Raw genomic sequence first — 15,274 nt, 5'->3', positions numbered from 1 at the left:
TGACGGCTCCTGAGCGGCAGGGCCGCCGGTCTCCAACCCCGCCCTCGACCGGCGGCCCAGGCCGGGGCGGCCCCGCGGCAGGGCGGCGTTCACACGGCCGCAACACCGTTCCCACCATGCGGACAGTTACCCCCGTGACCTGGACAAACAGGGGGTTCGCTGCCAATCTCCCGCCATGCACCCTGCCCCTCGCGCCCTGCGCCGCGCGGTATCCGCCGCGACCATAGCCCTGCTCGCCACCGCCGTCGGCTGTGCTCCGCAGCCCGAGGACAAGTCAGCGGCCCCCGCGTCGGGGTCCGCCGCGAAGAGCTGCGCCCAGGGCAGGTTGGCCACCAAGACCTCCGGGAAGCTGACCATCGCGACCGACGAACCGGCCTACGAGCCCTGGTTCAAGGACGACAAGCCCGCGAACGGCAAGGGCTTCGAGTCCGCCGTCGCCTACGCGGTCGCCGAGCGGCTGGGCTACGGCCGCGGCGCGGTGGTCTGGCAGAGCGTCCCCTTCAACAAGGCGTTCGCGCCCGGTGCGAAGACCTTCGACTTCGACATCAACCAGGTGTCGATCAGCGCCGAGCGCAAGAAGGCCGTGGACTTCTCCTCCGGCTACTACGACGTCCGCCAGGCCGTCATCGCGCTCAAGGACGGCAAGGCCGCCAAGGCGACCGGCATCGCGGACCTGAGGAACCTCAAGCTGGGCGCCCAGGTGGGCACCACCAGCCTCGACTACATCACCGACGTCGTGAAGCCGAAGCAGCAGGCCGCGGTGTACGCCAAGAACGACCAGGCCAAGTCCGCCCTGAAGAACGGTCAGGTCGACGCCGTCGTCACCGACCTGCCGACCGCGTTCTACATCACCTCCGCCGAGGTGACCGACGCCCGGATCGTCGGCCAGTTCGAGAACCAGGGCGCCGCGCCCGAGCAGTTCGGGCTCGTGCTCGACAAGGGCAGCGCGCTGACCTCGTGCGTGAGCGGCGCCGTCGACGCCCTGCGCAAGGACGGCACCCTGGCGAGGATCGAGAAGCAGTGGCTCTCCGACGCCGTCGACGCGCCGGTGCTCAAGTGACGCTCACCAAGGGCGAGTCCGCGCGGGAGGGGGCGGACGGCGAGGGCGACGTGACCGGGGGCGCCGGGGACGCGGTCCCGGGCGCCGCGGACGGCTACACACCGTCCGCACGGCGACTGGAGCGCGAGCGCCACAAGAGGGCGCGCGCCCGCCGCGCCACGGCCGTCGCCGCGCTCTCCACCCTGGTCACCGCCGTCGTCCTCTACCTGGTCGTCGTCAACGCGCCGGGCTGGCCGCGCACCAAGGAGACGTTCTTCAGCGCCCAGTACGCGCGCGAGGCGCTGCCGAAGGTCCTCGACGGGCTGTGGCTGAACGTCCGCCTCCTGTTCGTCTGCGGCGCCGCCGTGCTGGTCCTCGGCATGCTCATCGCGATCGCCCGGACCCTGCGCGGCCCGGTGTTCTTCCCGCTGCGCGCGCTGGCGGCGGCCTACACCGACTTCTTCCGGGGACTGCCCCTGATCATCAACCTGATGATCGTGGTCCTCGGCGTGCCCGCGCTGCGGCTGCAGGGCGTGACGGTCGACCCGGTGCTGCTGGGCGGTACGGCGCTGACCCTGACGTACTCGGCGTACGTGGCCGAGGTGTTCCGCGCCGGCATCGAGTCCGTCCACCCCTCGCAGCGTGCCGCGGCCCGCTCGCTGGGCCTGACCAACCGGCAGGCCCTGCGGTACGTGGTGCTCCCCCAGGCGGTGCGCCGTCAGGTGCCGCCCCTGCTCAACGACCTGGTGTCGCTGCAGAAGGACACGGGCCTGGTCTCGATCGGCGGCGCGATCGACGCCGTACGCGCGGCCGACATCGTCGTGGGCCGCAGTCTCAACTACACGCCGTACATCGTCGCGGGCCTGGTGTTCGTGGCGCTGACCATCCCCATGACCCGCTTCACGGACTGGGTGACGGCCAGGACGGACCGGCAGCGGGCCCAGGGAGGAGCGCTATGACTACCGCACCCGGCGGCGACACGCCTGTGCTGCGGATGGAGTCCGTCCGCAAGACCTTCGGGGACTCGGTGGTGCTGCGGGACGTCGGCCTGGAGGTCGCCCCGCACACGGTAACCGCGCTGATCGGAGCCTCGGGCTCCGGCAAGTCCACGCTGCTGCGCTGCGCCAACCTCCTGGAGGAGATCGACGACGGCGCTATCTGGCTGGACGGCGAGGAGATCACCGACCCGCGCGCCGACCAGGACGCGGTGCGGCGCCGGATCGGCGTGGTCTTCCAGGCGTACAACCTCTTCCCGCACATGACCGTGCTGGACAACATCACCCTCGCCCCGCGCCGGGTGCACGGGGTCTCCCGCGCGGAGGCCGAGGAGCGGGCCAGAGGGCTGCTGGAGCGCCTCGGCCTGGCGGAGAAGGCGGACGCCTACCCGGACCGGCTCAGCGGCGGCCAGCAGCAGCGCGCGGCCATCGTGCGGGCGCTCGCGGTGCGGCCCCGGCTGCTGCTGCTCGACGAGATCACGGCGGCGCTCGACCCCGAACTCGTGGGCGAGGTGCTGAACGTCGTCCGCGACCTCAAGGACGAGGGCATGACCATGGTGCTGGCGACGCACGAGATGGGTTTCGCCCGGGACGTCGCCGACCAGGTCTGCTTCCTCGACGGAGGCGTGGTGCTGGAACGGGGCAGCGCCGACCAGGTCTTCGGCGACCCGCTACAGGAGCGCACCCGGCGGTTCCTGCGGCGGATCGTGGAGGCCGGCCGCCTGTAGCGGCGCCGGGGCTACGTGTCGGCCCGCGCCGCCCCCAGCAGGGCGGCGACCCGCTCCACGCCGAACACGTAGCCCTGCACCCCGCAGCCCGCGATCACACCGTCGGCGCGCAGCGAGACGTAGCTGTGGTGCCGGAACGACTCCCGCTGGTGGACGTTGGAGATGTGCACCTCCAGCACGGGCATCCCGTCGCAGGTGTTGAGCGCGTCCAGGATCGCGACCGAGGTGTGGGAGTAGGCGCCGGGGTTGATGACGATCCCGCAGTGGCCGAGACGGGCCTCGTGGATCCAGTCGACCAGCTCGCCCTCGTGGTTGGACTGCCGGAAGTCCACCGTGCCGCCGTGCGCGGCCGCCGCCCGGGCGCACATCGCCTCGACGTCGGCGAGTGTGTCCTTGCCGTAGATCTCGGGCTGGCGCTGGCCGAGGAGGTTCAGGTTGGGCCCGTTGAGAATCATGATCGGGGCGTTGGCCAGGGTGCGGGGCACGGTTCCTCCGGTCCGGTCGGGGCGGCTGCGGCCGCCTTCTGCGACCCGGTCTATCACGGTCCGCGCCCCCGGCCGGGGCCGGTGTCCGTGGGCCGCCCAGGCGTGCGCCGGGACCCATTCGATCACCTCCGCACGCCCCCGTAACCCTTGATCACTTCGGGTGGTTGAGGCGGCATGCACGCTGTACGGGCCGCAAGGAGCCCTTCCATGCCGCGGCTCGCGGCCGCCTCGCTCGCCGGCACCGCGATCGAGTTCTACGACTTCTTCGTCTACGGGACCGCGGCGGCGCTGGTCCTCGGGCCGCTGTTCTTCCCGGGCTTCTCGCCGGTGGCGGGGACGCTGGCGGCGTTCGCGACGTTCGGGGTGGGGTTCGTCGCCCGGCCGCTGGGCTCGGTCCTGTTCGGGCACCTCGGGGACCGGCGCGGGCGGCGGCCGGTGCTCGTGGTCTCGCTGCTGCTGACCGGCGCCTCGACGGTCGCGGTCGGCTGCGTCCCGGCCTACGGGTCCATCGGTGTGGCCGCGCCCGTGCTGCTGCTCGTCCTGCGGTTCCTGCAGGGGCTGGGGCTCGGCGGGGAGTGGGGCGGGGCGGTGCTGCTGACCGCCGAGCACGCGCCCGCCGGACGGCGCGCCCTGTGGTCGAGCTTCCCCCAGGTGGGGCCCGCGCTGGGCTTCGTACTCGCCAACGGGGTGATGCTCGCCCTGTCGGCGGGACTGTCCGAGGCGCAGTTCGCGCAGTGGGGCTGGCGGGTGCCGTTCTGGGCTGCGGCCGTACCGGCTCTGGCCGGGCTGTGGCTGCGTTCGTCGCTCCCGGAGAGTCCGCGGTTCCTGGAGATCGACGACCACGCGCGCGTGCCGCTCGTCGAGGTGGTACGGCACCACGGGCGGCTGGTGCTGCTGACGGCCGGGGCGCTGGCCGCCGGGTACGCGGTCTTCTACGCGGTGACGACCTGGTCGCTGGCGTACGCGACGGAGCGGCTGGGGGTGAGCCGGACCGTCATGCTGACCTGCGTCATGGGCGCGGTGGTGGTGAAGGGCGCGCTCACGCCTCTCATGGCGCTGCTCGGGGACCGGTTCGGGCGCCGGCCCCTGTGCCTGACGGGATGCGCGGCCTGCGCGGTGTGGATGCTGCCGATGGTCTCCCTGCTGGCGACCGGTGAGCCGCTGCTGATGTTCCTGGGCATCCTGGGCGCGCTGATCGGTTTCATCACCATGTTCGCGGTGATCGCCGCCTATCTGCCGGAGCTGTTCGAGGCGCGGGTGCGCTGCACGGGTGCCGCGGTCGGCTACAACCTCGGCGGTGTCGTCGGCGGCGCTCTCACCCCGATCGTGGCGACGGCGCTGGCCGCGCACGGCGGGCGCGTCCCGTGGGGTGTGGGGGTCTATCTGACGGGGGTCTGCCTGCTCAGCCTCGGCTGCTTCGCGCTCCTGCCGGAGACCCGGCCGGTGCCGGCACCGGCGGTGGAGCCGGCGACCGGCTGACCTCGCGGGGCGGCGCTACGGGTTGATCGCCAGCTCCAGGTAGGCCGCGAACAGCACCAGGTGGACGCCGCCCTGCAGGGGGGTGGCCCGGCCGGGCACCACGGTCAGCGAGCTGACCACCACGGTGAGCGCGAGCAGCAGCATGTCGGTGGAACCGAGGCCGAGCACGAGCGGTCCGGGCAGCCAGACGGAGGCGAGTGCGACGGCGGGGATGGTCAGCCCGATGCTGGCCATCGCGGAGCCGAGGGCGAGGTTGAGGCTTGTCTGCACGCGGTCGCGGCGTGCGGAGCGCAGTGCGGCGATCGTCTCGGGGAGCAGCACGAGCAGCGCGATGATCACACCGACGACCGCCTGGTTCAGGCCGGCCGCCTTCACCCCGGACTCGATGGTGGGTGACACGCCTTTCGCCAGGCCGACCACGCCGACGAGGGCGAGCCCGAGCAGGCCGAGACTGGTCCAGGCGGTGCGCGCGGACGGTGCCGCGGCGTGGTGGTCGGCGGTGATGACGTCGCCCTGCCGGGTGATCGGCAGGAAGTAGTCGCGGTGCCGCACGGTCTGGGTGGTGACGAACAGACCGTAGAGGATCAGTGAGGACAGCGCGGCGAACATCAACTGCACGCTGGAGAACTCGGGGCCCGGCTTGCTGGTGGTGAAGGTCGGCAGCACCAGGCTGAGCGTGGCCAGCGTCGCCACCGTGGCCAGGGCGGCGCCGGTGCCCTCGGGGTTGAAGACCGCCGTGCCGTGCCGCAGGGAGGCGACCAGGAGGCAGAGTCCGACGATGCCGTTGCAGGTGATCATCACGGCGGCGAACACGGTGTCCCGGGCCAGCGTGGCACTCTTGTCGCCGCCGTCGACCATGAGGGTGACGATCAGCGCCACCTCGATGATCGTGACGGCGACGGCGAGGACCAGGGAGCCGAAGGGTTCGCCGACCCGGTGGGCGATCACCTCGGCGTGGTGCACCGCCGCGAGGACGGATCCCGCCAGGACCAGGGTGACCAGGCCGACGACCGCTCCGGGCAGGCCGCGTCCCCAGGTGAAGATCAGCAGGATCACCGCGAGCACCGGCACGAGGAGCGTCCACCGCCCGGCGAGCGACGTGAGCCGATTGATCATGCCGCGATCGTTGCAGACAGTCACATGATCCGCATTCCGTTCTTTCCGGATGCCTGGTCGTCCTTTCCTGTGCGGGTCCCCTGCTCCTGGACGGGGCACCGGGCGCCTGCAACGGCCGGTGCCCCCAGGGATCGGGTGACGGTTCACGCCTCCGCGCCCGGTCAGGCGTCGACGCTGTTCCTGCTGTCCCTGCTCTCGCCGCCGGCCTTGCCGTCCGCCGGGCCCTCGCCGGCGCGGGACGCCGCTTCGGGGGCCGCCTGCTTCCTGGTGGCCAGCAGACTGGTGACCGTCGTGACCACGAGGACCGCACAGATCACACCCAGGGAGACCGGGGTGCTGATCTCGGGGACGTGGACGCCGGTCTCGTGCAGCGCGTGCAGGACCAGCTTGACGCCGATGAAGCCGAGGATGACCGACAGGCCGTACGACAGGTGGACCAGCTTCTTCAGCAGGCCGCCGATGAGGAAGTACAGCTGGCGCAGGCCCATCAGGGCGAAGGCGTTGGCGGTGAAGACGATGTACGGGTCCTGGGTCAGACCGAAGATCGCGGGGATCGAGTCGAGCGCGAACAGCACGTCCGTGGTGCCTATGGCGAGCATCACGACCAGCATCGGGGTCATGACCCGCTTGCCGTTCTGCTCGATCCACAGCTTGGTGCCGTGGTAGCGGTCGGCCACGCCGAACCTGCGCTCGGCGGCCTTCAGCAGTTTGTTCTCCTCGAACTCCTCGTCCTCGTCGTCGCCGCGGGCCTCCTGGACGAGCTTCCAGGCGGTCCAGATCAGGAAGGCGCCGAAGAGGAAGAACACCCAGGAGAAGCTGGCGATGATCGCCGCTCCGGCCGCGATGAACACGGCCCGCAGGACCAGGGCTATGAGGACGCCCATGAGCAGCACCCGCTGCTGGTACTGCGAGGGCACCGCGAACTTCGCCATGATCAGGACGAAGACGAAGAGGTTGTCGACGCTGAGCGACTTCTCGGTGATGAAGCCGGCGAAGAACTCGCCGGCCGGCTGACCGCCGCCGAAGAGGAACAGACCGAGTCCGAAGAGTCCGGCCAGGGCGATCCAGACGACGGTCCAGATGCCCGCTTCCTTGATCGACACGTCATGGGGCTTGCGCCCGATGAAGAAGTCGACCGCGATCAGGGCGGCGAGACCCACGATGGTCAGGACCCACAGGGTCATGGAGACTTCCATTGCACCTCCGGCAATACGTCATGGCGAACACATTCGCGGTGTCACTGCCGGAGGTCTCTTCCACCCGGTGCGGGCCGACGCCCCGGGATCCACATCGGTCCGTACTGACGGGTGCGTCGCAGTCAGGGAGTACTCCCCTCCGTACGGAAAACAGTACCCCAATCACCAAGGGAAGGTAAAGGGTTTGGTAAAGCCACTGCCAAATCGGCAGTTCAGCAGCACTTTACTTACGCTTGGTGCGGGCTTCTGTCAGCTCGGTGAGCACCTGCTCCAGAACCCCGCTGCCGGGCGGCACGAGACAGGGTTCGTACGTCCAGGCGTGGCCGACCCACGGGTCGGCGAGGTGATCGTCGGGCACGGGGGTGAGTCGCATGAGCGAACGCCACAGCGGGTCGAGCAACGGGCCGTAGGCCTCGGCGTCCTCGCGGTCCGCGACCATCAGCAGGTGCACGCCGACGGCCGGTCCCTCGTCGGCGAGATAGCGCAACCGGGTCACGGCCCGCTCGTCGAAACCGTGCGGGAAGTCGTTGACGATCAGCAGTTGCTGGGCGGCGTCGACGTCCGGCGGCAGCGCTTCGGCCGCGCCGCCCCGCATTGCCATCTGCGTGAGGTCGACCCGCCGGGTGAGCCGCTCCAGCACCTCCGCCACGCCCGCGGCGCCACTCGCGGGCGCCGCCGCCACAGCGCCCGTCCGGCTGAGCGGCAGCAGTGCCTCGGCGCCGGCTCCGGCCGGGTCGACGACCTGGACCGCGAACTCCCCCGCCGGGTGGACGGCGAGCAGCCGGGCCGCGAGCGCCACCGCGCTCTCCATGGCGAGCCGGCGTGCGGAGGCGGAGTCGTGGAAGGTGCCGTCGGGTCCCTCCAGGGGCCCGCTGTCGATCCACAGTCCCCGCTCCAGCGGCAGCCTGGCCAGCAGCGGAATGCGCAGCGACGCGCTCTCGGGGAGGCAGAGATCGCCGAGCCGCAGGGCCATCGGCGGCTCGGCCGGTACCCGGTAGCCGTGCCAGACGGGGTTGTCCCAGCGGGCGAAGGCCGGCGGGAGCGCCGGCTCGACGACCTCGGACTCGGCGGTGAGCTGGGCGAGGTCGCGGTCGAAGGCGGCCCGTGCCTGGTCGGCCAGCTGGGTGTGCCGGGCCTGAGCCGCCTCGCGCGCGGCCTCTCCCGTGCCGCCGAGCCGGTTGCGCGGATCGGCCAGGGCCTGGTCGAGTTCCTTCTCCAGCCGGGAGTCGGCGAAGTCGACGGCGCTGCGGTACGCGGCCGTGGTGCGGGCCAGGTCCTCGAACATGCCCCAGACCTGGTTGTACAGCCGTTCCTCCATCGACCAGCCGGTGGCGTCGCCCGCCACCGGCGGCGCGGGCTGCCCGTCCGTGACCGGTGTCTCCGAGGACGCGGACGGTGCGGTGGCGGCCCGGCGGCGGGGGTGGCTGTAGTCGATCGGGCCGCCCGCTGTCCGCGCGTCCTCCGGCCGCTGAGCATCGGACGAAGCGGCCTGCTGCCGCGCGGTGTCGCCGGGGGCGTCCTGGGACCGCGGCGCCGGTACCGCGCGGGCGAGGCTGGCGGCCACCGCCTCCTGGATGGCGGCGGCGAGTTTTTCGGCCCCGGACAGGCCCTGGTCGGCCAAGAGCGCCGGGAGGCCCCGGGCGTAGCCCTGGCCCACCGCGCGGACCTTCCAGGCGTCGTTCCTGCGGTACAGCTCCAGCGCGACGACGGCCGACTCGGCGTCCAGGCCGGTGAGGATGAACCGGGCGATCTCGGTGCCGTCCGGGGCGGTGACCGCCGTCCGCGGGGCGGCGACCGCACCGAACCGGAGGGCGCCCCCGGGCTGCGTGGGCAGCGCGAGGAGGACCGAGACGCGGTGGACCGCCTCCGGGAGGGCGGCCAGGTCGACGGCGAGCCGGTGGTCGGCGGCGGCCTGCCCGGGCACCTCGATCCCGGGCAGCGTGGGGGCGCCGGGGTGGGCCACCCACTGGGCGCCGCGCACGGTGCCCTGCTCGTCGCAGAGCGCGGCACCCGCGAGGACCGGAACGCCGGCAGAGACCCGGATCTCCACCCGGGCCTGGGACAGCGGGTGGTTCTGCCCCCGCACCAGCTCGGCCGTCATCGCCGTCGCCCCCCTGTGTCGTGTTGTCGTGCGGCGCGGTCGCCCTACAGGTGCGGCAGGATCGTCGGCATCAGGTCCTGGAAGGTGCGGCCCTTGGCGGGCTCGCCGAGCGCGGTCATCGTCCAGCCCGCGCCCACGCGGTGCACCTTGGCCATGATCTGGGCGGTGTACGCGCCGCCGCCCGCCAGCGTGTAGCGGGCGAGTTCCTGGCCGTTGGTCTCGTCCACCAGGCGGCAGAACGCGTTCTGCACCTCCTGGAACGTCTGACCGGTGAAGGAGTTCACGGTGAAGACGATCTGGTCGATGTGGACCGGGACCCGCTGCAGGTCGACCAGGATGGCCTCGTCGTCGCCGCCCTGGCCGGACCCGCCGACGAGGTTGTCGCCGGTGTGGCGCACGGAGCCGTCGTCGCTGACCAGGTGGCGGAAGAAGACGACGTCGACCGGCTGCTTCTCGGCGAAGAGGACGGCCGAGGCGTCGAGGTCGATCTCCTGCGTGCGCGAGCCGAACAGGCCCCGGCGCTTCGCCGCCTGCCAGCCGAGACCCATGCGGACCGCGGTCAGGGTGGCGCCGTCCTTCTTCTCCAGGCTGATGGCCTGACCCTTGGACAGATTGACGGTCACGGCTGTCTTCCCCTCTCGTTTTCCCCTGTTGCCGCGCAGCGCGCGGTTGCCCAGAACCCTACGCAGGAGCACTGACAGTGCCGAACCCCGGTCCGCGGTTTGTGTCGGTGTTGCAACACAGCGCGCGGGTACCGGGGTTCGGCGGGGCCTTCGGGGTTCAGGCGATGCCCGCCTCCCGCATCTGGCGCAGTTCCTTCTTCATCTCGGAGACCTCGTCGCGCAGCCGCGCGGCGATCTCGAACTTCAGCTCGGCGGCGGCGGCCCGCATCCGGTCCGTCATCTCCTCGATCTGCTCGGCGAGCTCGGCCGCGGGACGGTCCGTCGGCACCGTGGCCGTCTTGCCCTTGGCGGCCTTGCCCGTCTTCGCGCCCTTGAGCGACTTGTCGCCCAGCGACGGCACGGGTGCCTTGGCGCCCTTGCCGTCCTTGAGGTTGCGGTAGCCGGTGCCGAGGAGCTGTTCGGTGTCGACCTCCTCGCGGGCGATCTGCGCGACGATGTCGTTGATCTTCTTGCGCAGCGGCTGCGGGTCGATGCCGTTGGCCTTGTTGTAGGCGACCTGCTTCTCCCGGCGCCGGTTGGTCTCGTCGATGGCCTTCTCCATCGCCGGGGTGATCTTGTCGGCGTACATGTGGACCTGGCCGGAGACGTTGCGCGCGGCACGGCCGATGGTCTGGATGAGGGACGTCCCGGAGCGCAGGAAGCCCTCCTTGTCGGCGTCGAGGATGGCCACCAGGGACACCTCGGGCAGGTCGAGCCCCTCGCGCAGGAGGTTGATGCCGACGAGGACGTCGAACTCGCCGGCGCGCAGCTCACGCAGCAGCTCGACCCGGCGCAGGGTGTCGACGTCGCTGTGCAGATAGCGCACCTGGATGCCCATTTCCAGGAAGTAGTCGGTGAGGTCCTCGGCCATCTTCTTGGTCAGCGTGGTGACCAGGACGCGCTCGTCCTTCTCGGTGCGGGTGCGGATCTCGTGCACCAGGTCGTCGATCTGGCCCTCGGTGGGCTTGACCACGACCTCCGGGTCGACCAGGCCCGTCGGCCGGATGATCTGCTCGACGACGCCGTCGCCACGGGACAGCTCGTAGGCGCCCGGGGTCGCCGACAGGTAGACCGTCTGCCCGATCCGCTCCTGGAACTCCTCCCACTTCAAGGGGCGGTTGTCCAGCGCGGAGGGCAGCCGGAAGCCGTGGTCGACGAGCGTGCGCTTGCGGGAGGCATCGCCCTCGTACATGGCGCCGATCTGCGGGACGGTGACGTGCGACTCGTCGATGACGAGCAGGAAGTCGTCCGGGAAGTAGTCGAGCAGGGTGTTGGGCGGGGAGCCCGGCAGGCGGCCGTCGAAGTGCATCGAGTAGTTCTCCACGCCGGAGCAGGTGCCGATCTGGCGGAGCATCTCGAGGTCGTAGGTGGTGCGCATCCGCAGGCGCTGGGCCTCCAGCAGCTTGCCCTGCTTCTCCAGCTCGGCCAGCCGCTCCCCCAGCTCCTTCTCGATGTCGTTGACGGCCCGCTCCATGCGCTCGGGCCCTGCGACGTAGTGGGAGGCGGGGAAGACGTACAGCTGCTGGTCGTCGCTGATGATCTCGCCGGTGATCGGGTGGAGCGTGGACAGCGCCTCGATCTCGTCGCCGAACATCTCGATGCGGACGGCCAGCTCCTCGTAGACCGGGAAGATCTCGATGGTGTCGCCGCGCACCCGGAAGGTGCCGCGGCTGAAGGCCACGTCGTTGCGCGTGTACTGGATGTCGACGAAGCGGCGCAGCAGCTGGTCGCGGTCGATCTCGTCGCCGACCCGGAGGGGGACCATGCGGTCCACGTACTCCTGCGGCGTGCCCAGGCCGTAGATGCAGGACACCGAGGCGACCACGATGACGTCGCGGCGGGTGAGCAGCGAGTTCGTCGCCGAGTGGCGCAGCCGTTCGACCTCCTCGTTGATCGAGGAGTCCTTCTCGATGTAGGTGTCCGACTGCGGGACGTAGGCCTCGGGCTGGTAGTAGTCGTAGTACGAGACGAAGTACTCGACCGCGTTGTTCGGGAGGAGCTCGCGGAACTCGTTGGCCAGCTGGGCGGCCAGCGTCTTGTTCGGCGCCATCACGAGGGTGGGGCGCTGGAGCTTCTCGATCATCCACGCGGTGGTGGCGGACTTTCCGGTGCCGGTCGCGCCCAGCAGGACGACGTCCTTCTCGCCGGCCTCGATGCGCTTGGCCAGGTCGGCGATGGCCGTCGGCTGGTCGCCGCTGGGCTGGTAGGGACTGACGACCTCGAAAGGCGCCACCGTGCGTTCGATGTGAGAGACGGGCCGCATGCCTTCAACCGTACGACCCCCCACTGACAACCGGTTCCGGTCAGCGGCTCTGGGGGGTGCGGGAGGCGTGGTGGCGCTCGTACCGGACCGGCCGGCGTGCGGTGTGAGGCTGCGGCCGGCGGTCCTGGTGGGAGGGCACCGCGGCGGCCGGGACGCCCGGCTTCTCCTCGACGGGGGTACGGGCCGGCTTCCCCATGATCATCTGAGGGTCGCGCATCACGACGACGCCCGCGATGAGCAGGAAGACAAGCGGGCCGATGAGCATCGGCGCCAGCACATCGGCCCCGGAGCCGGTCGTGGCGGCGTCGGGCGGTGTGTGGAGGTGGACGTCCAGGGCGGCCATGCCCATGTAGTGCATGCCGCTGACGGCGAGGCCCATCACGAGGCTGGCGCCCACGCTCCACAGGAAGCCGCGCACACGGCCCGCCGCCCACAGGGCGGCCGTGGCCGCCACGACCGCTATGACGACGGAGGCGGCGACGGTGAGCGTGTTGTACGTGAACCGGCCGTCGAAGTGCATGCCGGCCATGCCCAGGTAGTGCATCGAGGCGACGCCCAGACCGGTGATCGTGCCGCCGGTGAACAGGGCGGTGCCGGTGGCGCCCCGGTAGCCGACGATGAAGATCCCGACGCCCACCATGACGATGGCGAGGGCGAGGCTCGCGTAGGTGATCGGCTGGTCGTAGTGGATCGGCGTCTCCTTGATGCTGAAGCCGATCATGGCGACGAAGTGCATGGTCCAGATGCCCGAGCCGATCGCGGCCGAGCCGAGGGCCAGCCATGCGGGCCGCCTGGAGTGCGTGACCAGCAAGGATCTCGTGGTGCAGCGCAGGCCGAGGGCGCCACCGAGGCAGGCCATCAGATAGGCCACCAACGGGGTGACGGCCCCGTAACTGAATCCGTCGACCGTGCCCTGCATGCGAGGCTGCCCTTCCGCCCTGTTGCGTCCCGGAATATCTGACATGTGCCCCCGCCCCCGGACCGCGGGGGCCACCAGGGTTGACGCTGAGAGTATGACCCCCACCGGAATGGTCGAACGATTTTCCGGCAAAGAAACACGGCCTTGCCCCACTTGTGCGGCACTCGTGAGCGGACTTGCACACGGCCGTTCATCGTGTGGCCGCCCCGCACACGCGGACACTGACTCTCTGCTGTCAAGCTGGTGCTGTCGGTAATCGATCGACGCGAGGAGTCCGCATGTACGCGCGCGCAGTCGCCGCCACGACCACCGCGATCCTGGGTACGGCAGCCCTGCTGACCCCCCTCTCAGCGGCCGAGGCCCGGGCGGGCGAGGTCGACCGTCCCACGGTGGTCGCACACCGCGGTGCCTCGGCCTACGCCCCCGAAAATACGCTCGCTTCCATCGACGAGGCCGCGAAGCTGGGCTTCACGTGGGTGGAGAACGACGTGCAGCGCACCAAGGACGGTGAGCTGGTCGTCATCCACGACGACAGTCTGCGGCGCACGACGGACGTCGAGAAGGTCTTCCCCGACCGGGCGCCCTGGAAGGTGAAGGACTTCACCGCCGCCGAGATCGCCCGGCTGGACGCCGGCGGCTGGTTCTCCCCCGCGTACGCGGGCACGCGCGTGCCGACGCTCGAGCAGTACATGCGCCGGGTCGAGCGCAACCACGAGAAGCTGCTGCTGGAGATCAAGAACCCGGAGCTCTACCCGGGCATCGAGCAGCAGACGCTGAAGCTGCTGGGCAATGAGGGCTGGCTGGGCCCCCGGCACCGCGACCGGCTGATCGTCCAGAGCTTCAGCGCCGACTCCGTGCGGACCGTGCACGAGCTGAGGCCGGCCGTCACCACCGCCTACCTCGGCAGGCCGCCCGTCGGGGAGCTGCCCGCGTACGCGCACTTCGCCGATCTGATCAATCCCTCGTACGGGTCGATCTCCGCCGCCTACGTCTCCGCGGTGCACACCTTCAGCGGGCCGCACGGCAGGACGCTCGGCGTGTTCGCCTGGACGGTGGACGACCCGGCCACCGCCTGGCAGGTCGCCGGCTACGGCGTCGACGGGGTCATCACCAACCGGCCCGACGTGGTCAGGGCCGCCCTGGGGGCGGACTGAGCCCCGGGCCGGCGGCCGTGCGGCGGGCGTTGTCGGTGGCGGGTCGTACGGTGGGCGCATGGACAGCCATGGGCAGGACGAGCAGCGGGTCGTGTGGGCCGTCGTGGACACCGGCATCGGCCCGCTGATGCTGGCGGCGACCCGCGAGGGACTGGTCAACGTGGTCTTCCACGCCTCGGGTCCGGTGCGTGAGCGGGCCCTGGAGCGGCTGGCGGACCGGCTAGGCACGGAGCCCGCCGAGGACCCGGACGCCCCGGTGCTGGCGGAGGCGATACGGCAGGTCAAGGCCTACTTCGCCGGCGATCGCCACGACTTCGACCTGCCCCTGGACTGGTCCCTGATCTCGGGTTTCAACCGGCAGGTGCTGCGCGAGCTGGCCTCCGGCGTCCCGTACGGCACGGTGGTGGGGTACGGCGATCTGGCCGGCCGGGTCGGACAGCCGGGCGGCGCGCAGGCAGTGGGCGCCGCGATGGGGGCCAACCCGCTGCCGGTCGTCGTACCGTGCCACCGCGTGGTGGAGAGCGACGGCGGCATAGGCGGCTTCGGCGGCGGACTGGAGGCCAAGCGGAAACTGCTCGCCCTGGAGGGCGTGCTGCCCGAGCCGCTGTTCTGACCGCCCGGGGAGCGGCTACGTGTAGTGCCGTGCTTCGATCACGTTGCCGTCGGGGTCCCGGAAGTAGAAGGTGCGGGTGGCCGAACCGCGGGCGCCGAAGGAGTCGTGTCCGACGTCGGTCATGGGGACGTCGTGGGCGGCCAGGCGGGCGCGCAGGGCGTCGAAGCCGGCCGGCGACAGCGACAGACAGACATGGTTCACGGGGTGGCCCGCGCTGTCGGCGGAACCGGGGAGCATGTCCATGCGCGGCGCCAGGCCGTACGGCGCGAGGTCCAGAATGGTCTCCTCGTTGACGCGCACCGAGGGGAACGACACCTTCCCCGCGGCGAACTCCTCGACCCTCACGGGTTCGAGGCCCACGGACTCCCGGTAGAAGCGGGCCGCCGCGACCGGGTCGGTCACCCACAGCACGACGTGGTCGAGACGGACGGTGTGGTCGGTCATGCCGTCCAGGCTGGTGGCATCCCCCACAGACGGCAAGCGTTTAGCCGGACGTGCCGCCCGCCAGAGATGAGGAAGGACCG

General features: G+C 71.0%; 14 protein-coding genes. 6 read left to right on the top strand and 8 right to left on the bottom strand.

Annotated elements, in window-relative coordinates:
- Positions 1–175 precede the first annotated feature (175 nt).
- Genes PV343_RS36785 through PV343_RS36775 form a run of 3 tightly spaced genes read left to right on the top strand, consistent with a single transcriptional unit; the run spans position 176 to position 2,762 of the window.
- Entirely contained in the window at positions 176–1,060 is an 885-nt protein-coding gene (locus tag PV343_RS36785; protein WP_319151386.1) for an ABC transporter substrate-binding protein, read from the top strand.
- Positions 1,057–1,998 (top strand): amino acid ABC transporter permease, encoded by a 942-nt coding sequence (locus PV343_RS36780; RefSeq protein WP_319151385.1) that lies wholly within the window; start codon positions 1,057–1,059, stop codon positions 1,996–1,998. The genes PV343_RS36785 and PV343_RS36780 overlap by 4 nt, the downstream gene beginning before the upstream one ends.
- Positions 1,995–2,762 carry an amino acid ABC transporter ATP-binding protein gene (locus PV343_RS36775; protein ID WP_319151384.1) on the top strand — a complete coding sequence of 256 codons (768 nt, stop codon included), beginning with the start codon at positions 1,995–1,997 and terminating at the stop codon, positions 2,760–2,762. Before PV343_RS36780 ends, PV343_RS36775 begins: the two co-directional genes overlap by 4 nt.
- A gap of 11 nt (positions 2,763–2,773) precedes the next feature.
- Here the strand turns inward: PV343_RS36775 and aroQ are convergent, their stop codons facing one another.
- Complete coding sequence (gene aroQ / locus PV343_RS36770) at positions 2,774–3,247, bottom strand: type II 3-dehydroquinate dehydratase (RefSeq protein WP_319151383.1); 474 nt, start codon at positions 3,245–3,247, stop codon at positions 2,774–2,776.
- A 207-nt stretch (positions 3,248–3,454) separates the two neighbouring features.
- Here aroQ and PV343_RS36765 point away from each other — a divergent pair, with 207 nt between their 5' ends.
- Positions 3,455–4,726: an MFS transporter gene (locus tag PV343_RS36765; protein WP_319151382.1), complete on the top strand. Its 1,272-nt coding sequence runs from the start codon at positions 3,455–3,457 to the stop codon at positions 4,724–4,726.
- Positions 4,727–4,741: 15 nt separating this feature from the next.
- On the opposite strand, the gene PV343_RS36760 is transcribed toward PV343_RS36765, so the two are convergent.
- The 6 genes from PV343_RS36760 to PV343_RS36735 form a co-directional block, all read right to left on the bottom strand.
- Positions 4,742–5,842 (bottom strand): calcium:proton antiporter, encoded by a 1,101-nt coding sequence (locus tag PV343_RS36760; RefSeq protein WP_319151381.1) that lies wholly within the window; start codon positions 5,840–5,842, stop codon positions 4,742–4,744.
- Between the two features lie 161 nt (positions 5,843–6,003).
- Positions 6,004–7,038, bottom strand: a complete 1,035-nt coding sequence (locus PV343_RS36755) for a TerC family protein (protein ID WP_319151380.1) — start codon at positions 7,036–7,038, stop codon at positions 6,004–6,006.
- A 223-nt stretch (positions 7,039–7,261) separates the two neighbouring features.
- Positions 7,262–9,139, bottom strand: a complete 1,878-nt coding sequence (locus PV343_RS36750; protein WP_319151379.1) for a TerD family protein — start codon at positions 9,137–9,139, stop codon at positions 7,262–7,264.
- A 44-nt stretch (positions 9,140–9,183) separates the two neighbouring features.
- Entirely contained in the window at positions 9,184–9,762 is a 579-nt protein-coding gene (locus tag PV343_RS36745; protein WP_319151378.1) for a TerD family protein, read from the bottom strand.
- A 157-nt stretch (positions 9,763–9,919) separates the two neighbouring features.
- A complete protein-coding gene (gene uvrB, locus PV343_RS36740) occupies positions 9,920–12,064 on the bottom strand; it encodes an excinuclease ABC subunit UvrB (RefSeq protein ID WP_319151377.1) in 2,145 nt (714 codons plus the stop codon).
- A gap of 40 nt (positions 12,065–12,104) precedes the next feature.
- Entirely contained in the window at positions 12,105–12,983 is an 879-nt protein-coding gene (locus tag PV343_RS36735) for an MHYT domain-containing protein (protein ID WP_319151376.1), read from the bottom strand.
- A 278-nt stretch (positions 12,984–13,261) separates the two neighbouring features.
- On the opposite strand from PV343_RS36735, the gene PV343_RS36730 reads away from it, so the two are divergent.
- Together PV343_RS36730 and PV343_RS36725 are read left to right on the top strand one after the other, a co-directional pair.
- Entirely contained in the window at positions 13,262–14,137 is an 876-nt protein-coding gene (locus tag PV343_RS36730; protein ID WP_319151375.1) for a glycerophosphodiester phosphodiesterase, read from the top strand.
- 58 nt (positions 14,138–14,195) lie between these two features.
- Positions 14,196–14,750: a methylated-DNA--[protein]-cysteine S-methyltransferase gene (locus tag PV343_RS36725; protein WP_319151374.1), complete on the top strand. Its 555-nt coding sequence runs from the start codon at positions 14,196–14,198 to the stop codon at positions 14,748–14,750.
- 15 nt (positions 14,751–14,765) lie between these two features.
- Here the strand turns inward: PV343_RS36725 and PV343_RS36720 are convergent, their stop codons facing one another.
- Positions 14,766–15,194 (bottom strand): VOC family protein, encoded by a 429-nt coding sequence (locus tag PV343_RS36720; RefSeq protein WP_319151373.1) that lies wholly within the window; start codon positions 15,192–15,194, stop codon positions 14,766–14,768.
- Positions 15,195–15,274 lie beyond the last annotated feature (80 nt).

The sequence above is a fragment of the Streptomyces sp. WI03-4A genome (assembly GCF_033792105.1).
Taxonomy (GTDB): domain Bacteria; phylum Actinomycetota; class Actinomycetes; order Streptomycetales; family Streptomycetaceae; genus Streptomyces; species Streptomyces collinus_A.
This window is presented reverse-complemented; position numbering and strand designations above follow the sequence as displayed.